Annotated in this window: 13 protein-coding genes; 6 read left to right on the top strand and 7 right to left on the bottom strand. The window is 73.3% G+C overall.

The window, feature by feature from the left end:
- Positions 1–333: 333 nt before the first annotated feature.
- The gene (locus AB3388_RS28425; RefSeq protein ID WP_495408699.1) at positions 334–966 is read right to left on the bottom strand and encodes an alpha-ketoglutarate-dependent dioxygenase AlkB; all 633 of its coding nucleotides are present in this window, start codon (positions 964–966) and stop codon (positions 334–336) included.
- A gap of 57 nt (positions 967–1,023) precedes the next feature.
- Entirely contained in the window at positions 1,024–3,255 is a 2,232-nt protein-coding gene (locus AB3388_RS28420; protein ID WP_495408698.1) for a RecQ family ATP-dependent DNA helicase, read from the bottom strand.
- 82 nt (positions 3,256–3,337) lie between these two features.
- Here AB3388_RS28420 and AB3388_RS28415 point away from each other — a divergent pair, with 82 nt between their 5' ends.
- The gene (locus tag AB3388_RS28415; RefSeq protein ID WP_495408697.1) at positions 3,338–4,156 is read left to right on the top strand and encodes a PHP domain-containing protein; all 819 of its coding nucleotides are present in this window, start codon (positions 3,338–3,340) and stop codon (positions 4,154–4,156) included.
- On the top strand, positions 4,153–4,674 hold the full coding sequence (locus AB3388_RS28410) for a GNAT family N-acetyltransferase (protein ID WP_495408696.1): 522 nt from the start codon (positions 4,153–4,155) through the stop codon (positions 4,672–4,674). The genes AB3388_RS28415 and AB3388_RS28410 overlap by 4 nt, the downstream gene beginning before the upstream one ends.
- Positions 4,675–4,687: 13 nt before the next feature.
- Here AB3388_RS28410 and AB3388_RS28405 read toward each other — a convergent pair whose 3' ends face one another.
- Positions 4,688–5,137 carry a pyridoxamine 5'-phosphate oxidase family protein gene (locus AB3388_RS28405; protein WP_495408695.1) on the bottom strand — a complete coding sequence of 150 codons (450 nt, stop codon included), beginning with the start codon at positions 5,135–5,137 and terminating at the stop codon, positions 4,688–4,690.
- Positions 5,138–5,234: 97 nt separating this feature from the next.
- Between AB3388_RS28405 and AB3388_RS28400 the strand changes: the two genes are divergently transcribed.
- Both AB3388_RS28400 and bar read left to right on the top strand, forming a co-directional pair.
- Positions 5,235–6,197 (top strand): carbamate kinase, encoded by a 963-nt coding sequence (locus AB3388_RS28400; RefSeq protein WP_495408694.1) that lies wholly within the window; start codon positions 5,235–5,237, stop codon positions 6,195–6,197.
- Positions 6,198–6,210: 13 nt separating this feature from the next.
- Positions 6,211–7,314: a barbiturase gene (bar, locus tag AB3388_RS28395; RefSeq protein ID WP_495408693.1), complete on the top strand. Its 1,104-nt coding sequence runs from the start codon at positions 6,211–6,213 to the stop codon at positions 7,312–7,314.
- A 46-nt stretch (positions 7,315–7,360) separates the two neighbouring features.
- Here the strand turns inward: bar and AB3388_RS28390 are convergent, their stop codons facing one another.
- Positions 7,361–8,605 (bottom strand): MFS transporter, encoded by a 1,245-nt coding sequence (locus AB3388_RS28390; protein ID WP_495408692.1) that lies wholly within the window; start codon positions 8,603–8,605, stop codon positions 7,361–7,363.
- Positions 8,602–9,189 carry an ArsR/SmtB family transcription factor gene (locus AB3388_RS28385; RefSeq protein ID WP_495408691.1) on the bottom strand — a complete coding sequence of 196 codons (588 nt, stop codon included), beginning with the start codon at positions 9,187–9,189 and terminating at the stop codon, positions 8,602–8,604. Before AB3388_RS28385 ends, AB3388_RS28390 begins: the two co-directional genes overlap by 4 nt.
- 336 nt (positions 9,190–9,525) lie before the next feature.
- Between AB3388_RS28385 and AB3388_RS28380 the strand changes: the two genes are divergently transcribed.
- On the top strand, positions 9,526–10,014 hold the full coding sequence (locus tag AB3388_RS28380; protein WP_495408690.1) for a beta-class carbonic anhydrase: 489 nt from the start codon (positions 9,526–9,528) through the stop codon (positions 10,012–10,014).
- A gap of 117 nt (positions 10,015–10,131) precedes the next feature.
- Here the strand turns inward: AB3388_RS28380 and AB3388_RS28375 are convergent, their stop codons facing one another.
- Positions 10,132–11,553, bottom strand: a complete 1,422-nt coding sequence (locus AB3388_RS28375) for a YlbE family protein (protein WP_495408689.1) — start codon at positions 11,551–11,553, stop codon at positions 10,132–10,134.
- Positions 11,550–13,067, bottom strand: coding sequence for an AllF/FdrA family protein (locus tag AB3388_RS28370; protein WP_495408688.1), 1,518 nt, complete (start codon positions 13,065–13,067; stop codon positions 11,550–11,552). The genes AB3388_RS28375 and AB3388_RS28370 overlap by 4 nt, the downstream gene beginning before the upstream one ends.
- 182 nt (positions 13,068–13,249) lie before the next feature.
- Here AB3388_RS28370 and AB3388_RS28365 point away from each other — a divergent pair, with 182 nt between their 5' ends.
- Complete coding sequence (locus AB3388_RS28365; RefSeq protein ID WP_495408687.1) at positions 13,250–14,695, top strand: uracil-xanthine permease family protein; 1,446 nt, start codon at positions 13,250–13,252, stop codon at positions 14,693–14,695.
- Positions 14,696–14,708: the final 13 nt, after the last annotated feature.

The following is a 14,708-nucleotide window of genomic DNA, read 5'->3' as shown; positions in this document are numbered from 1 at the left end:
AACAACTATACCCTCTCGGGCTTCGTCACTGGCGACTTTTTCCCACTGTACGCCGCTCTCGGAGATGTTCACCCGGGGGGTTTCTCCGAGGCCCTTTCGGGCCCCGCGGCGCAACGAAGACGAAGGTACACGACTCCGAACACCCTCTGCACGAGGGGTCCCGGTCGGCCCCGGTGTCCAGCGGGACAGGAGACGCGACGCCGCAGGTGGGCCGCCCTGTTCGGGTTCGAATGAGAGCCGGGCCACGCCTCACGGGGACCTCTGGAGCACCCGGTGGAACACCTTTCACAACGCCCGCCGGCGTGCGGCCTCCCTGTCGCGAAGGCGTCCCGGTCAGAGGACGCCGGTGGGCCGGAACTGGACGCTGACGCGCGGCCCCACCGGCTTGGCCGTCTTGGGGATGCAGTGCTCCCAGGTGCGCTGGCACGAACCGCCCATCACGACGAGGTCGCCGTGCCCCAGCGGGAACCGCAGGCTGGGACCCCCGCCCCCGGCCGGGCGCAGCATCAGCGGTCGGGGTGAGCCGAAGGAGACGATCGCCACCATCGTGTCCTGGGAGCGGCCGCGCCCGATGCGGTCGCCGTGCCAGGCGACGCTGTCCCGCCCGTCCCGGTACAGGCACATCCCCGCCGTGACGAACCGCTCCCCGAGCTCCTCCGCGTAGTAGCGGTTCAGGGCTTCGCGCGCGTCCGTGAGCAGCGGGTGCGGCAGCCTCTCGTGGCCGGCGTACCAGCGCAGCAGCCGGGGGACGGCCACCTCGCGCTCGTACATCTGTCGCCGGTCGGCCCGCCAGCCGATGTCGCCGAGCAGCACGTCGAGGACGGCGTCCGAGCCGGTCACCCAGCCCGGCAGGTGGTCCACCCAGGCGCCGCGGCTCAGCTCGTGGCGGACGACGGAGCCGGCCAGCGGGGTGAGCGCGGCCTCCTCCGCGAGGTCCCACATCGAGGGCTGGTGCGCGAGCGTCATGCCGGCACGCTACCCCGGTTTCGCACATGTGTGCGAAAACCTGTGGAGAACAGGTGGTCAGGCGGTCAGGGCGAGCGCGAAGGGGAGCACCGCGCCGGCTCCCGCCCGGCGCAGCTCACGGCCGGCGACAGTCATCGTCCACCGGGAGTCGGCGAGGTCGTCGACCAGCAGCACCGGCGCGGGGCCGATCGAGAGCAGCCCCTCGGCGAGCTCCGGACCGACGACGATGCGTCCCCACACCCCCGCCAGCCGGAAGGCGCTGTTCCCGCCCGGCTGGCCCGTGGGCCCGCCGTGGGCGAGGGAGAGCGACCCCAGGTACGGCAGCCGACCCATCCGGGCCAGCCCCTGGGCCACGCCCGCGATCAGCTGCGGCCGGCGTCGGGACGGCATCGCGACGACCGCCCCCGGGCGCTCGGCCCAGTCCCAGCCCTTGAGCACCCGGGCGCAGGCGGCCAGCAGGTCGTCGTCCGGAGGCAGGTCCGACACCGACCGCCGGACCGGGACGTCGAAGGCGGCGTCCGGGTCCTCCTCGATGCCGGGCGCCTCGAGGTCCACGACCCCGCCGACGCCGTCGTCCCCGAGCAGGCTGCGCAGCCGCTGCCCCCAGCCCAGGTCGGTGAGCCGGGCGACCGCCCGGCCGGGCGCCAGCTGCTCGTCAGGCGAGATCTTGCCCTTGACCTCGACACCCAGCCGGTCGGCGCCGGTCGGCCACTGGGCCCGCGGCGGGAGCTCCACGCCCGGCCGGTCCAGCACGGCCGCCGCGGCCTCGGCGGCGCCCGCCGGCACGTCCACCGGGTACCAGGGACCCGCGCAGACGTCGCAGCGTCCGCACGGAGCAGCGGTGGGGTCGTCCAGCGCCTCCTGCAGGAAGGCCATCCGGCACCGCCCGTCGTCGACGGGTTTCGCGTAGGCGATCATGGCCCGCTGCTCGGCCTCCCGGGTGCGGTGCACGCGGGCGTAGCGGTCGCCGTCGTAGACCCACGGCTGCCCGGTCGAGCGCCAGCCGCCCTGCACGCGCTCCACCGCGCCGTCGACGGCCAGCACCTTGAGCAGCAGCTCCAGCCGCGACCGGCGGACGTCGGCCACGGTCTCCAGCCGCGCCACGGACCACGCCTTGCCGTCGGCCATCGCCTGCAGCACCGCGGCGGCGTGGTCCTCCCGCGGCATCGACGACGTCGCGAACCACTGCCAGATCGCGAGGTCCTCCGGCCCGGGTAGCAGCAGGACGTCGGCCGACTCGACGGCGCGGCCCGCGCGGCCGACCTGCTGGTAGTAGGAGACCGGCGACGACGGCGCGCCCAGGTGGACGACGAAGCCGAGGTCGGGCTTGTCGAAGCCCATGCCCAGGGCCGAGGTGGCGACCAGCGCCTTCACCCGGTTGGCCCGCAGCGCCTCCTCGGCCTCCTTCCGGTCGGCGTCGTCGAGCCGGCCGGTGTAGGCGCGTACGTCGTAGCCGGCGTCGCGCAGCAGCGCGGCGGTCTCCTCGGCCGCGGCGACGGTGAGGGTGTAGACGATCCCGCTGCCCGGCAGGTCGCCGAGGTGCGCGGCCAGCCACGCCAGCCGGGCACGGTCCGTGGGCAGTCGGAGCACGCCGAGGCGCAGCGAGTCGCGGGCCAGCGGGCCGCGCACCGTCGTCACCTCGACCCCGCCGGCGCCCAGCTGCTCGGCGACGTCGGCGACCACCCGCTCGTTCGCGGTCGCGGTCGTGGCCAGCACGGGGGTGCCGGGCGGCAGCGAGCCGAGCAGGTCGCGGATCCGGCGGTAGTCGGGCCGGAAGTCGTGTCCCCAGTCGGAGACGCAGTGCGCCTCGTCGACGACGAGCAGGCCGCACCGGCGCACGAGGTCGGGCAGTTGCTCCTCGCGGAAGCGCGGGTTGGTCAGCCGCTCCGGGGAGACGAGCAGCACGTCCACCTCGTCGGCGGCCAGGCGCGCGGCGACGTCGTCCCACTCGGTGGCGTTGGCGCTGGAGATCTCCACCGCCCGGATGCCGGCCCGCGACGCCGCGGCGACCTGGTCGCGCATCAGCGCGAGCAGCGGCGAGACCAGCAGCGTCGGGCCGGTGCCGCGGCGACGCAGCAGCGCGGTGGACACGAAGTAGACCGCCGACTTGCCCCAGCCGGTGCGCTGCACGACCAGCGCCCGCTGCGACCGCTCGACCAGCGCGGCGACCGCGGCGTCCTGCCCTTCGCGGAAGACGGCGTCGGGACGGCCGGTCAGCTCGCGGAGGACGGCGAGGGCCTCCTCGCCGACGGAGGAGGACAGACCGGAGGGGGCCACGGCGGTGCTCACGGAGAACGACAGTAGGCAGCGCGGCCGACGAAACCGGGACACCCGCGCGGCGCCCTGTGGAGAAGGGGCAGAATCGGCGGTGATGCGACCGCCGGACAACCACGTGCACACCGAGTGGTCGTGGGACACCGCCGACTCCGCCTCGATGATCAGCGCCTGCACGCGCGCGGTCGCCGAGGGCCTGCCGGCGATCGCGTTCACCGAGCACCTGGACTTCACCGTGTGGCACGACGAGGACCGCGCCACGACCTCGGGGATGCTCGGCCGCCACCCCGGCCAGCAACTGCCGATCGACGTCGAGGGCTACTTCGCCGACATCGCCGAGTGCCGCGAGCGCTTCCCCGAGCTGCGGATCTGGTCCGGCGTGGAGGCCGGCGAGCCGCACCTGTTCGCCGCCAGCCTCGGCCGGCACCTCGAGCAGTCGCCGGTCGACCGGATCCTCGGCTCGCTGCACTCGCTGGAGCTGGGCGGTCACCTGGTCGGCGTCACCCGGCTGCTGTGGTCCGACCCCGACGGCACGATGCGCCGCTATCTCGCCGAGGTCGTGGACATGATCGAGTCCAGCGACGTCTTCCAGGTGCTGGCGCACGTCGACTTCCCGCGCCGCTACTGGCCCGGCGGGACGGACCGGTTCGTCGAGAAGGACTTCGAGGAGGAGTACCGGGCGGTGTTCCGGGCGCTGGCCGGCACCGGCCGGGCGCTCGAGGTCAACACGAGCAGCCCGCTGGCCTCGGTGGACCTGGTGCGGTGGTTCCGCGAGGAGGGCGGGGACGCGATCAGCTTCGGCAGCGACGCCCACCAGCCGCGCTCGGTCGGCCAGCGCTTCGACCTCGCGGTCGACATCGTCGAGGCGGCCGGCTTCCGCCCCGGCCGCGACCGGTTCGACTTCTGGCGCCGGTGAGCGGTATCCGGGACGCAACCGTCGAGGACGGCGCTGCCTGTGCGGCGATCTACGCCCCCTACGTCGCCGACACCGCGATCACCTTCGAGTACGAGCCGCCGACGCCGGCCGAGATGGCCGAGCGCATCACCAGGGCGCAGAAGAACCACGCCTGGGTGGTGCTCGAGGACGGCGGCCGGGTGGTCGGCTACGCCTACGGCGGCCCCTACAAGGAGCGGGCGGCCTACCGGTGGTCCTGCGAGGTCAGCGTGTACCTGGAGCAGGGACGGCGGCGCAGCGGCGCGGGCCGCGCCCTCTACGAGGCGCTGTTCGTGCGCCTGGCCGGCCGCGGCTTCCGCACCGCCGTCGCCGGCATGACCCTGCCCAACCCCGCCAGCGAGGGCCTGCACCGGGCGCTGGGGTTCGAGCCGATCGGCGTCTACCGGGGCATCGGCTGGAAGCACGGCCGCTGGCACGACGTCGCGTGGGCGCAGAAGGCGCTGTCGGCGGGCGAGGACCCGCCGGCCGAGCCCGGCTGAGCCGGCGCGCGGATCACTTCCGGCGGCGCTCCTCGACGCCGCGCTCGGGGTGCCACGACTGGATGACCAGCAGGCTGCGGGTCTCGTCCAGGCCGGTCCAGACCACCTCGTGCAGGTCGAGGTCGAACACGTGGGCGCCGTCCTTCGTGTCCGGCCGGGCGACCGCCCGCCCCGCCACCTTGCCCTCACCCGGCCAGTCCGCGCCGCCCTCCCCCGGCTCCGCGGTCGGGCTGTGCAGCGCGACGCGCGGGTCGCGCAGCAGGTCGCGCGCCTTGACCGCCCCGGGCATGGAGCCCAGCCGGAGCGCGCCGTCGTCGCTGAACTCGACCTCGGTCCCGCTGATGCGCGGGGACCCGTCGGCCCGGAGGGTGGCCATGGTCGCGTGCTTCCCGCGGCCGAACGCCTGCCGCACGCGGGTGGCCAGGTCGGGCGCTTCCTTCTCGAACTCCCGCCAGTTCGCCATGCGGCGCAGTCTGCCGCGAACCGACGACAACTCCGGGCGCTTTCTCATCTCGGACAACTACTTCACCGCTAAGAGAAACGTCGCTAGGCTCCGCGGGGTGAGCAGTGGACGGGTCGTGATCGCCCTCGGGGGCAACGCGATGACCGGGCCCGACGGCTCGGCCACGCCGGGCGCGCAGCGGGACGCGATCGCGGCGGCCTCGGCCCACATCGCCGACGTCGTCGCGACCGGCGCCGAGGTGGTGCTGACGCACGGCAACGGTCCCCAGGTGGGCAACCTCCTGGTCAAGAACGAGATGGCGGCGCACGTCGTCCCGCCGGTCCCGCTGGACTGGAACGTCGCGCAGACCCAGGCGACCATCGCCTTCACGCTGGCCGACGAGCTCGACGCGGCGCTGCAGGCCCGCGGCCTCTCCCAGCGGACCGCCGGCCTGGTCACCCGCACGCTCGTCGACGCCGACGACCCCGGCTTCCGCGACCCGTCCAAGCCGGTCGGCCGCTTCGTGTCCCGGGAGGAGGCCGAGCGCTTCATCGCCCACGGCCAGATCTGGGAGGACCGTGGCGAGCGCGGCTGGCGGCGCGTGGTCGCCTCGCCGGAACCGAGGTCCGTGGTCGACTACCCGGCCATCGCCGCGCTGGCCGGCGCCGGGTTCGTCGTCGTCTGCGCCGGTGGTGGCGGCATCCCGGTCGTGGACGATTCCCCGGAGGGCCGGGCGGGGGCACACGCGCTGCGCGGCATCGAGGCGGTCATCGACAAGGACCTGACCGCGGCGATCCTGGCGCACGAGCTGGGGGCGGACACCCTCGTCATCGCCACCGACGTCCCCAACGTGATGGTCGACTTCGGCCGGCCCGGCCAGCGGCCCCTCGGCCGGGTCACCGCCGCCGAGCTGCGCGAGCACGCCGTGGCCGGCCAGTTCGCGCGCGGCAGCATGGGCCCCAAGGTGGAGGCCGCGCTGCGCTTCATCGAGCGGGGCGGTACCCGCGCCGTCATCACGTCCCTCGAGCACATCGCCGACGCCGTCGCTGGGGACGACGCCGGCACCGTCCTCACCGCATAGAGAGAGGTAAGCCGTGCCCGCACCGATCGAGGTCCGCAAGGTCCCGCTGCACAACGTCAGCGACGCCTCCGAGCTCGCCAAGCTGATCGACGACGGCGTCATGGAGGCCGACCGGGTCATCGCCGTCATCGGCAAGACCGAGGGCAACGGCGGCGTCAACGACTACACCCGGATCATCGCCGACCGCGCCTTCCGCGAGGTCCTGCTCGAGAAGGGCAGCCGGTCTAAGGAGGAGGTCGGGGAGATCCCGATCGTGTGGTCGGGCGGTACGGACGGCGTCATCAGCCCGCACGCGACGATCTTCGCGACGCTGCCGGAGGACGCCGTCGAGAAGACCGACGAGCCGCGGCTGACCGTCGGCTACGCGATGAGCGACGTCCTGCTGCCCGAGGACATCGGCCGCATCTCCATGGTGGAGAAGGTCGCCGAGGGCGTGCGCCGCGCGATGGCCGAGGCCGGCATCACCGACCCGGCCGACGTCCACTACGTGCAGACCAAGACGCCGCTGCTGACCATCGAGACCATCCGCGACGCGCACTCGCGCGGCAAGGACACCTACTACGACGAGCCGCACGGCTCGATGGACCTCTCGAACGCGACCACAGCGCTGGGAATCGCGGTGGCACTGGGCGAGATCGAGCTGCCGGAGCAGAAGCAGGTCATGCGCGACCTGTCGCTGTACTCCTCGGTGGCGTCCTGCTCGTCCGGAGTGGAGCTGGACCGGGCGCAGATCGTGGTGGTCGGCAACGCCCGCGGGCACGGCGGCAACTACCGGATCGGTCACTCGGTGATGAAGGACTCCCTCGACCAGGACGGCATCTGGGACGCCATCCGCCAGGCCGGCCTCGACCTGCCCGAGCGCCCGCACGTCAGCGACCTCGGCGACCGGCTGGTCAACGTCTTCCTCAAGTGCGAGGCCGACCCGACCGGCTACGTCCGCGGCCGGCGCAACGCGATGCTCGACGACTCCGACGTCTTCTGGCACCGGCAGATCAAGGCCACCGTCGGCGGCGTCGCCGCGTCGGTGACCGGCGACCCGGCGGTGTTCGTGTCGGTCGCCGCCGTCCACCAGGGCCCGTCCGGCGGCGGCCCGGTCGCCGCGATCATCAAGGCCTGATCCGCCACGAGGGCGAGACCGCCGGTCTCGCCCTCGTGCCGGCGGCTCAGCCGACCGGCACCGGCTCGGGCTCCTGCCCGGCGAGCGCCTCGTCGGTCAGCTCGTCGGCGTGCGCCCGGAGCAGCAGCCAGAGCACACCGGCCAGGACCAGCAGCCCCGCACCGGAGACGACGAAGACGGCGGAGATCCCGAGCACGTGCGCCACAGCGCCACCGGCCAGCGCGCCGACCGGGATCGCTCCCCAGACGACCGTGCGGTACGCGCCCTGGACGCGGCCGAACATGTGCGCGGGGATGAGCGTCTGCCGCAGCGACATGGTCAGCACGTTCCAGACCATGATCCCGGCGGCCGACGTGGCGAGCAGCCCGGCTCCCACGTAGCCGTTGTCGACCAGGCCCATCAGCAGGACGGCGACCGCGCTGACGGTGGCGCCGGCCGTCAGCGCCCGGACGCGGCCGAGCACCCGGCCCACGATCGGCGTCACGATCCCGCCGAGCAGCGCGCCGACGCCGCCGGCGAGCACGAACCAGCCGAAGCGCGCCGTGGGCACGTGCAGCACCTCGAGCACGTACAGCACGAGGACGCCGTTGATCATGCTGTTGGTCAGGCAGGTGGCACCCGAGACGAGCGTGAACCCGCGCAGCAGGCGGTGGTGCCACAGCCAGCGGACGCCCTCGGCGACGTCCGCGCGCACGGAGGTCGGCCCGGCCGCCCGCTCCGGCCGGCGCACCCCGCGCACGGTGAGGATCAGCACCGCGGCGACGGCGAACCCGGCCGCGTTCAGCCCGAACGGCAGCGCGACGGCCAGGGCGAACAGCGCCGAGCCGGCCGGTGAGCCGACGAACTGCTGGCCGAGGGACTCCTCGACGGTGAGCAGGCTGTTGGCGCGGTCGAGGTCCTGCCGGCCGACCACCTGCGGCAGCAGCGCCCGCGTCGCGCTGTCGTAGACCGTCTCCGCCGTCCCGAGCAGGAAGGCGACGACGTACAGCGCGACCACCGAGCCGGCGTCCAGCACGACCAGCAACGCCAGGGCGCCGAGGGAGAGCGCACGGACGGCGTTGGCCGCCGACATCGCGTGCCGGCGGTCGACGCGGTCCACCAGCGCGCCGCTGACCAGCGCGAACAGCAGCCAGGGCAGGAACGCGAAGGTGGTGAGGCCCGAGACCAGCACCGGGTCGCGGGTGTAGGAGGCGGCCAGCAGCGGCAGGGCCACCCGGCCGATCCCGTCGGCGAGGTTGGACGTCGCGCTGCTCGCGTAGAGCCGCCAGAAGTTCGAGCCGAGCCCGCTCACGACAGTTCTCCTTCGGCGGTGGGGAAGACGGCGTACTGGACGTCGACGTGCCGCGCGCCGTCGCCGGGCGGCAGCTCGCGGTACCGGTCGATGACCGCCTTGAGCTCGTCGGCCATCGCGCGGGTCTGAGCGGGGTCGAGGGTCAGCGTGCCGTCCATGTCGCTGGAGGCCTTCTGCCACTCCTCCGGCCACTGCGTCGCGGTCGCGAACCAGTGGGCGAGCCGGCGGCTGCGGTTCGATTCGAACTCACGGAGCAGGAAGCCGGCCGCCTCGCTGGTGTCCGGATCGGACATGAACCCGGTGCCGCTGATGTGGATCTCGTCGACCGCCATGCGCCACAGCCGACGGCGGCGGCCGACGGCGTGCTGGTCGCCCTCCTCCGGATCGCCCTCCTCCACGAGGCCGTGCCGGGCCAGCTGGCGCAGGTGGTAGCTGACCGCGCCCGTCGACTCGCCCAGCTCCTCGGCCAGGCTGGTCACGCTCACCTGCTCGCGCAGATCCAGCACCCGCATGATCTGCACGCGCAGCGGGTGCGCGAGGGCCTTCAGGGAGGCGGCGTCGAGTTCCTTGCGGCGGATGGCCATGCCGCAAGATTAGTTTGCAAAGACTTATTTGCAAACTATTTCGTGGAAACGTGTCGCTCGGCGGGCGAACCAGCTGTCTCGGATCACCGGCCTGGCGCAACGGCTGGTTGAAGGTGCAAGCTCCGTCCGTGCGCGTCGCCGAGCTGGAGGCCTTCTGGCCGAGCCGCCGGCTGAACGCGTTCGACGAGCTGTGTCGACCGGCCGCGCCGCCGCGCGCTGCCGGGTCGCCGGGCCGGTCCCGTCGTCCCTGACCGGTTCTCCGGCAGCCGAACCGCCGCGGGGCGCGGCCACGAGGGACGAGTCCGACCCCTCATCACCCCAGGAGATCGCTCCGCCATGACCGTCACCGACGACCTGATCACCAACAACGCCCGTTACGCCGAGAGCTTCTCCGGCCCGCTGCCGCTGCCGCCGGCCAAGCACGTCGCCGTCCTGGCCTGCATGGACGCCCGCCTCGACGTCTACCGCATCCTCGGCCTGACCGAGGGCGAGGCGCACGTCATCCGCAACGCCGGCGGCGTCGTCACCGACGACGAGATCCGCTCGCTGGCGATCAGCCAGCGGCTGCTCGGCACCACCGAGATCATCCTCATCCACCACACCGACTGCGGGATGCTCACCTTCTCGGACGAGGACTTCCGCGACTCGATCGAGCAGGACACCGGGGTGCGGCCGGACTGGCACTCCGAGGCCTTCCCGGACCCCGAGGACGACGTCCGGAAGTGCCTCAAGCGGATCACCGAGAGCCCGTTCGTCCCGGACAAGTCGAGCGTCCGCGGGTTCGTCTTCGACGTGGCTACGGGCAAGCTGTCCGAGGTGGTCTGACCCGCGAGATCTGCACACTCGTCGCCTTCAGGGCTCCGAAGGGGACGAGTGTGCAGATCTCGCCGGGAGCGTCAGCGGGAGTAGTTGCTCGACCACCAGCTGCTCGTCGCAGGGCGGTCACACGGTTCCGCGGGATTCCTCGGCCAGGGCGGCGAGCGCCTTCTCGAAGCACTCCTGTGGCGGCTGCACGAGCCCGGCGCCGACCTGGCCGGTGCCCGCGACCGCCCCGGCCATGCCGGTGTTGATCTGCGGCAGCCAGCCGGTGCGGGCGACCTTGACGACGTCGATGCCGGTGGGTGAGCCGCGGAAGCCGAGGATCGGGATCGCCATCGCCGGGTTCTCCGCGAGCGTGACCTGGTACATCCGCTCGGTCGTGGCCAGCGCGTCGGGCACGGTGCCGCCGACGAAGCGCACGATCGCGGGCGCCGCGGCCATCGAGAAGCCGCCCACGCCGTAGGTCTCGGTGATCGCGGAGTCGCCGATGTCGGGGTTGGCGTCGTCCGGGCCGTAGTCGCCGAGGAACAGGCCGACGGGGGTCTGCGCGGGGCCGGTGAACCAGCGGTCGCCGGTGCCGGCGGTCTGGACGCCGAACTCGGTGCCGTTGCGGGCCATCACGGTGAGCATCGTGGCGCCCGGGATGTCGCGGGCGGCGTCCATCGCGAGCTTCGCCGTCGGCATGCCGAGGTTGAGGAAGAAGTGCTCGTTGCCGCCGATGAAGCGCAGGACCGCGGCGATGTCCGTGGCCGGGGCGTCCACCTCGACGATGGCCGGGGACAGCTCCCGCAGCGTCATCAGCGAGCCGGCCCGGTTGCGGTTGTGGCCCTCGTCGCCCATCTGCAGCATCTGGGCGAGCACCGCCTTGACGTCGAGCGGGCTCCCGCCGGCGTCGATCGCGCCGCGCACCGCCTTCGACAGCACCGGACCGAGGACGTCGCGCATCCAGGCCAGCCGGGTGAGCACCTCGTCGTTGTAGGCGCCGTACCGCAGCACCTTGCCCAGGCCCTCGTTGAGGTTGCAGAACGCCCGCCCGCCGTGCACCGGGTCCTCGAGGCACCACATCCACATCGACGGGCTCGTCACGCCGGCCATCGGGCCGACCGCGCGGTGGTGGTGGCAGGGGTCGAGGGCGATCTCCCCGGCCGCGAGCATCTGCTCGGCCTCCTCCACCGAGGAGGCCCAGCCCTCGTGCAGGACGGCGCCGATGAGGGCGCCGCGCAGCGGCCCCGAGGCGTCGGCCCACTCGATCGGCGGCCCGGCGTGCAGCAGGGTGCGGTCGGCCAGGCCGAGCACCTCCCGCGCCGGCCGGACGTCGACCAGCTGCGACCCGGCGGCCAGGACCCGCTCCACCGCCGTCCGGTTGGCCGCGGCGCGGCGGGCGTCGAGCGCGAGCGCGGCGAGGTCGGCCGGGTCGCCGAAGGCCGGCGGCCGCCAGTCGACGTCGTGGACGTCGGCGCCCTGGGCGCGCAGCGCGTCGGAGAAGACGTCGACGCCGGCGGCGACGATCGTCGGCGGCGCGGAGAGCAGATCGCTGAGGCTCATCGGGCCCCTCCGAGCAGGTCGAGGGCGTACCGCGTGGCCGCGGCGTTGGATGCGAAGACGGCGGCGCCGGCCGCGGCGAGGGCGTCGGCCTGCCGGCTCCAGCCCTGCGGGTCGGCCTCTGTGCCGATCAGCGCGACGACGACCGGCAGCGTGCGGGCGGACCGGGCGGCGGTCAGCGCGGGCACCAGCGTGGCCGCCGGGTCGGGGTCGGCGCCGTGGCCCAGGACGACGTCCAGCAGCAGGACCGCGGCCTCCCCTTCCGCGGCCAGCGCGGCGATCGCCTCCAGCCGCAGGGTCGGGTCGATCATCGGGTGCGCGCGGCCGACGGTCAGCGCGTCGTCCCCGAAGTCGACGACGACGTGGCCGCTCACGGACAGGTCCGCCCCCAGGTCGAGCTCGGGCCGCAGCGGGATGTTGGAGCGGATGTCGCCGAGCACCGGGGCGGCGAGCAGCATCGCCTCGTCGGCGAGCGTGCCGCCCGAGTAGAGGCCCTTGAGCACCGCGCCCGGCACCGGCGCCTCCGCGGGCCCGGGTCGCGACGGCCACTCCGGCACGTCGAGGCCCATGTCGGCGAGCAGGCCCTCGACGGCGGCGGTCAGGTCGGGGCTGTCGGGCGAGAGGACGGCGGAGCGCACCGGGACGCCGAGCTTGGCGGCCGCCTCCTCCACCGCCGCGGCCACCGACGGCGCCGGCGGCTTGGACACCAGCAGCACCCGCTCGGTCGCGGGGTCGTCGTCCAGGGCGGCCAGCGCGTCGAGCGTGGCCAGCCCGCCCACCTCCTCCTTGAGGTCGCGGCCGCCCACGCCGAGCACGTGCGAGACGCCGACGCCGGCCATGTCGAGCAGGCAGGAGACCTGCTGGGCGCCGGTGCCGGAGGCCGCCACCAGGCCGACCGGCCCGGGGCGGACGACGTTGGCGAAGCCCAGGGCGACGCCGGAGACGATGGCCGTGCCGCAGTCGGGGCCCATGACCAGCACGCCGGCGTCGCGGGCCGCGCGCTTGAGCAGCACCTCGTGCTCGACCGGGACGCCGTCGGAGAACACCAGCACGCTGCGGCCGGCGGCGATCGCGTCGGCGGCCTCCGCGACGGCGTACTGCCCGGGCACGCTGACGATGGCCAGCGCGGAGCCGCCGGGCGCCAGATCGTCGAGGGCCGCCCCGATGGTGCGCCGCGGGACGGCGGCGGCGGTCGCGGTGGAGCGCTCGCGCTCTGCGAGGGCTGCGTCGACGGCCGCGGTGGCGGCGGCCAGCGCGTCGTCGTCCCTCGCCCGGATCGCGATCAGGAGCTGCTCGGGCGATGCCTCCTCGGCGGGGGCGAGGCCCATGTTGGCCGCCAGCTCGAGGTTCAGCGGGGTGGCCATGGCGACCAGGACGGCGGTGACGCCGTCGGTCGCGCCGACGTCCCGGCTGACCTGCATGAGCCGCACGGAGTCGGCGTAGACGCCCGAGCGCAGGGTGACCGAGCGGGCCCCGTCGGGGACGGGAGGGGCGCCCGGGGAGGGTGTGGCAGCCACGCCCAGGACCGTACTCACCGATGTCTCAGCGGTGAAGTATCGGTCGGAAACCGCAATAACGATTTAGCACTGAGGTACTTCCGCCGGGGCTGTGCGCGGTGACACAGTGGCGCCGCCCGGTGCTCGCAACGCCCGTTGACCGACACCGGATCGGGTCGTAAGTGCACGTCGAGGAGGCACTGATGGCGTTCAGTTGGAAGTTGCACGGGGACGGGAAGACCCCGCCGATCGGTGAGGCCGTAGCCCCGGACGAGCGCCTGTCCTGGCCACGCACCGTGGGCATCGGCGCTCAGCACGTCGTCGCCATGTTCGGCGCGACCTTCGTCTTCCCGATCGTCATGGGGCTGGACCCGAACCTCGCGGTCCTGATGTCCGGGGTCGCGACGATCATCTTCCTGCTCATCGTCAACGGGAAGATCCCCAGCTATCTGGGCACCAGCGCCTCGTTCGTCGGCGGCGTCGCGGCGATCCGGGCGCAGGGCGGTGACTCGAGCGACGTCGTCGGCTCGATCCTCATCTCCGGCGCCGTCCTGGCGATCGTGGGCGTGATCATCCACTTCCTGGGCGCGCAGGTCGTGCACCGCGTGCTGCCGCCGGCCGTGACCGGCGCCGTCGTCATGCTCATCGGCTTCAACCTGGCGCCGGTGGTCGCCACCATCTACTGGCCGCAGGACCAGTGGGTGGCGCTGGCGACGATGGCCTTCGTCATCGTCTGCTCGGTCGCGCTGCGGGGCTTCTGGGCCCGCATCTCCATCCTGATGGGCCTGGTCTTCGGCTACCTGCTGTCGTGGATCCTGGACAAGACCTCCGGTGAGATCACCTCGGTCCTGCCGACCAGCAACGGCCAGGCGGTCCCGCATTTCCGCACCGACTTCGGCCCCGTGGGCGACGCGAAGTGGTTCGACCTGCCCAACTTCACGGCGCCGAGCTTCAGCTTCAACTTCGCGCTGCTGGTGCTGCCGGCGGTCATCGCCCTGATCGCGGAGAACGCCGGCCACGTGAAGGCCGTCAGCGAGATGACCAAGCGCGACCTCGACCCCTACCTGGGTCGGGCGATCCTCGGTGACGGCGTCGGCACGATGGTCGCCACCTCGGTCGGCGGCTCGCCCACCACCACGTACGCCGAGAACATCGGCGTCATGGCGGCGACCCGCGTGTACTCGACGGCGGCCTACTACGTGGCGGCGGTCGTGGCGATCCTGCTCGGCTTCATCCCGAAGTTCGGCGCGCTGGTCGCGCAGACGCCGGGCGCCGTCCTCGGTGGCATCACCGTGATCCTCTACGGGATGATCGGCCTGCTCGGCGCCAAGATCTGGAAGGAGAACCGGGTCGACTTCGCCAACCCGATCAACCTGGTGCCGCTGGCCGCCGGGATCATCATCGCGATCGGCAACGTCACCCTGGTCTTCACCGACACGTTCTCGCTGACCGGCATCGCCCTCGGCACGATCGTCGCGGTCGTCGGCTGGCACATCGCCCGCGTCCTCGCGCCGCCGGAGATGCGGGAGGCACTGAAGGCGGAGGCCGGCTACTACGGCGGCAAGGCCCCCGAGGTCGAGGAGTTCGGGTACCACGAGGTCTCCGAGACCGGCGCGGACCGCCAGGCCTCCACCCGCAACCACCGATAGGCACGCGTACCCC

It is taken from the genome of Geodermatophilus sp. SMS 5-13, assembly GCF_059428245.1.
The sequence above is the reverse complement of the archived record's forward strand: the minus strand, read 5'-3'. Positions and strand labels throughout refer to the sequence as shown.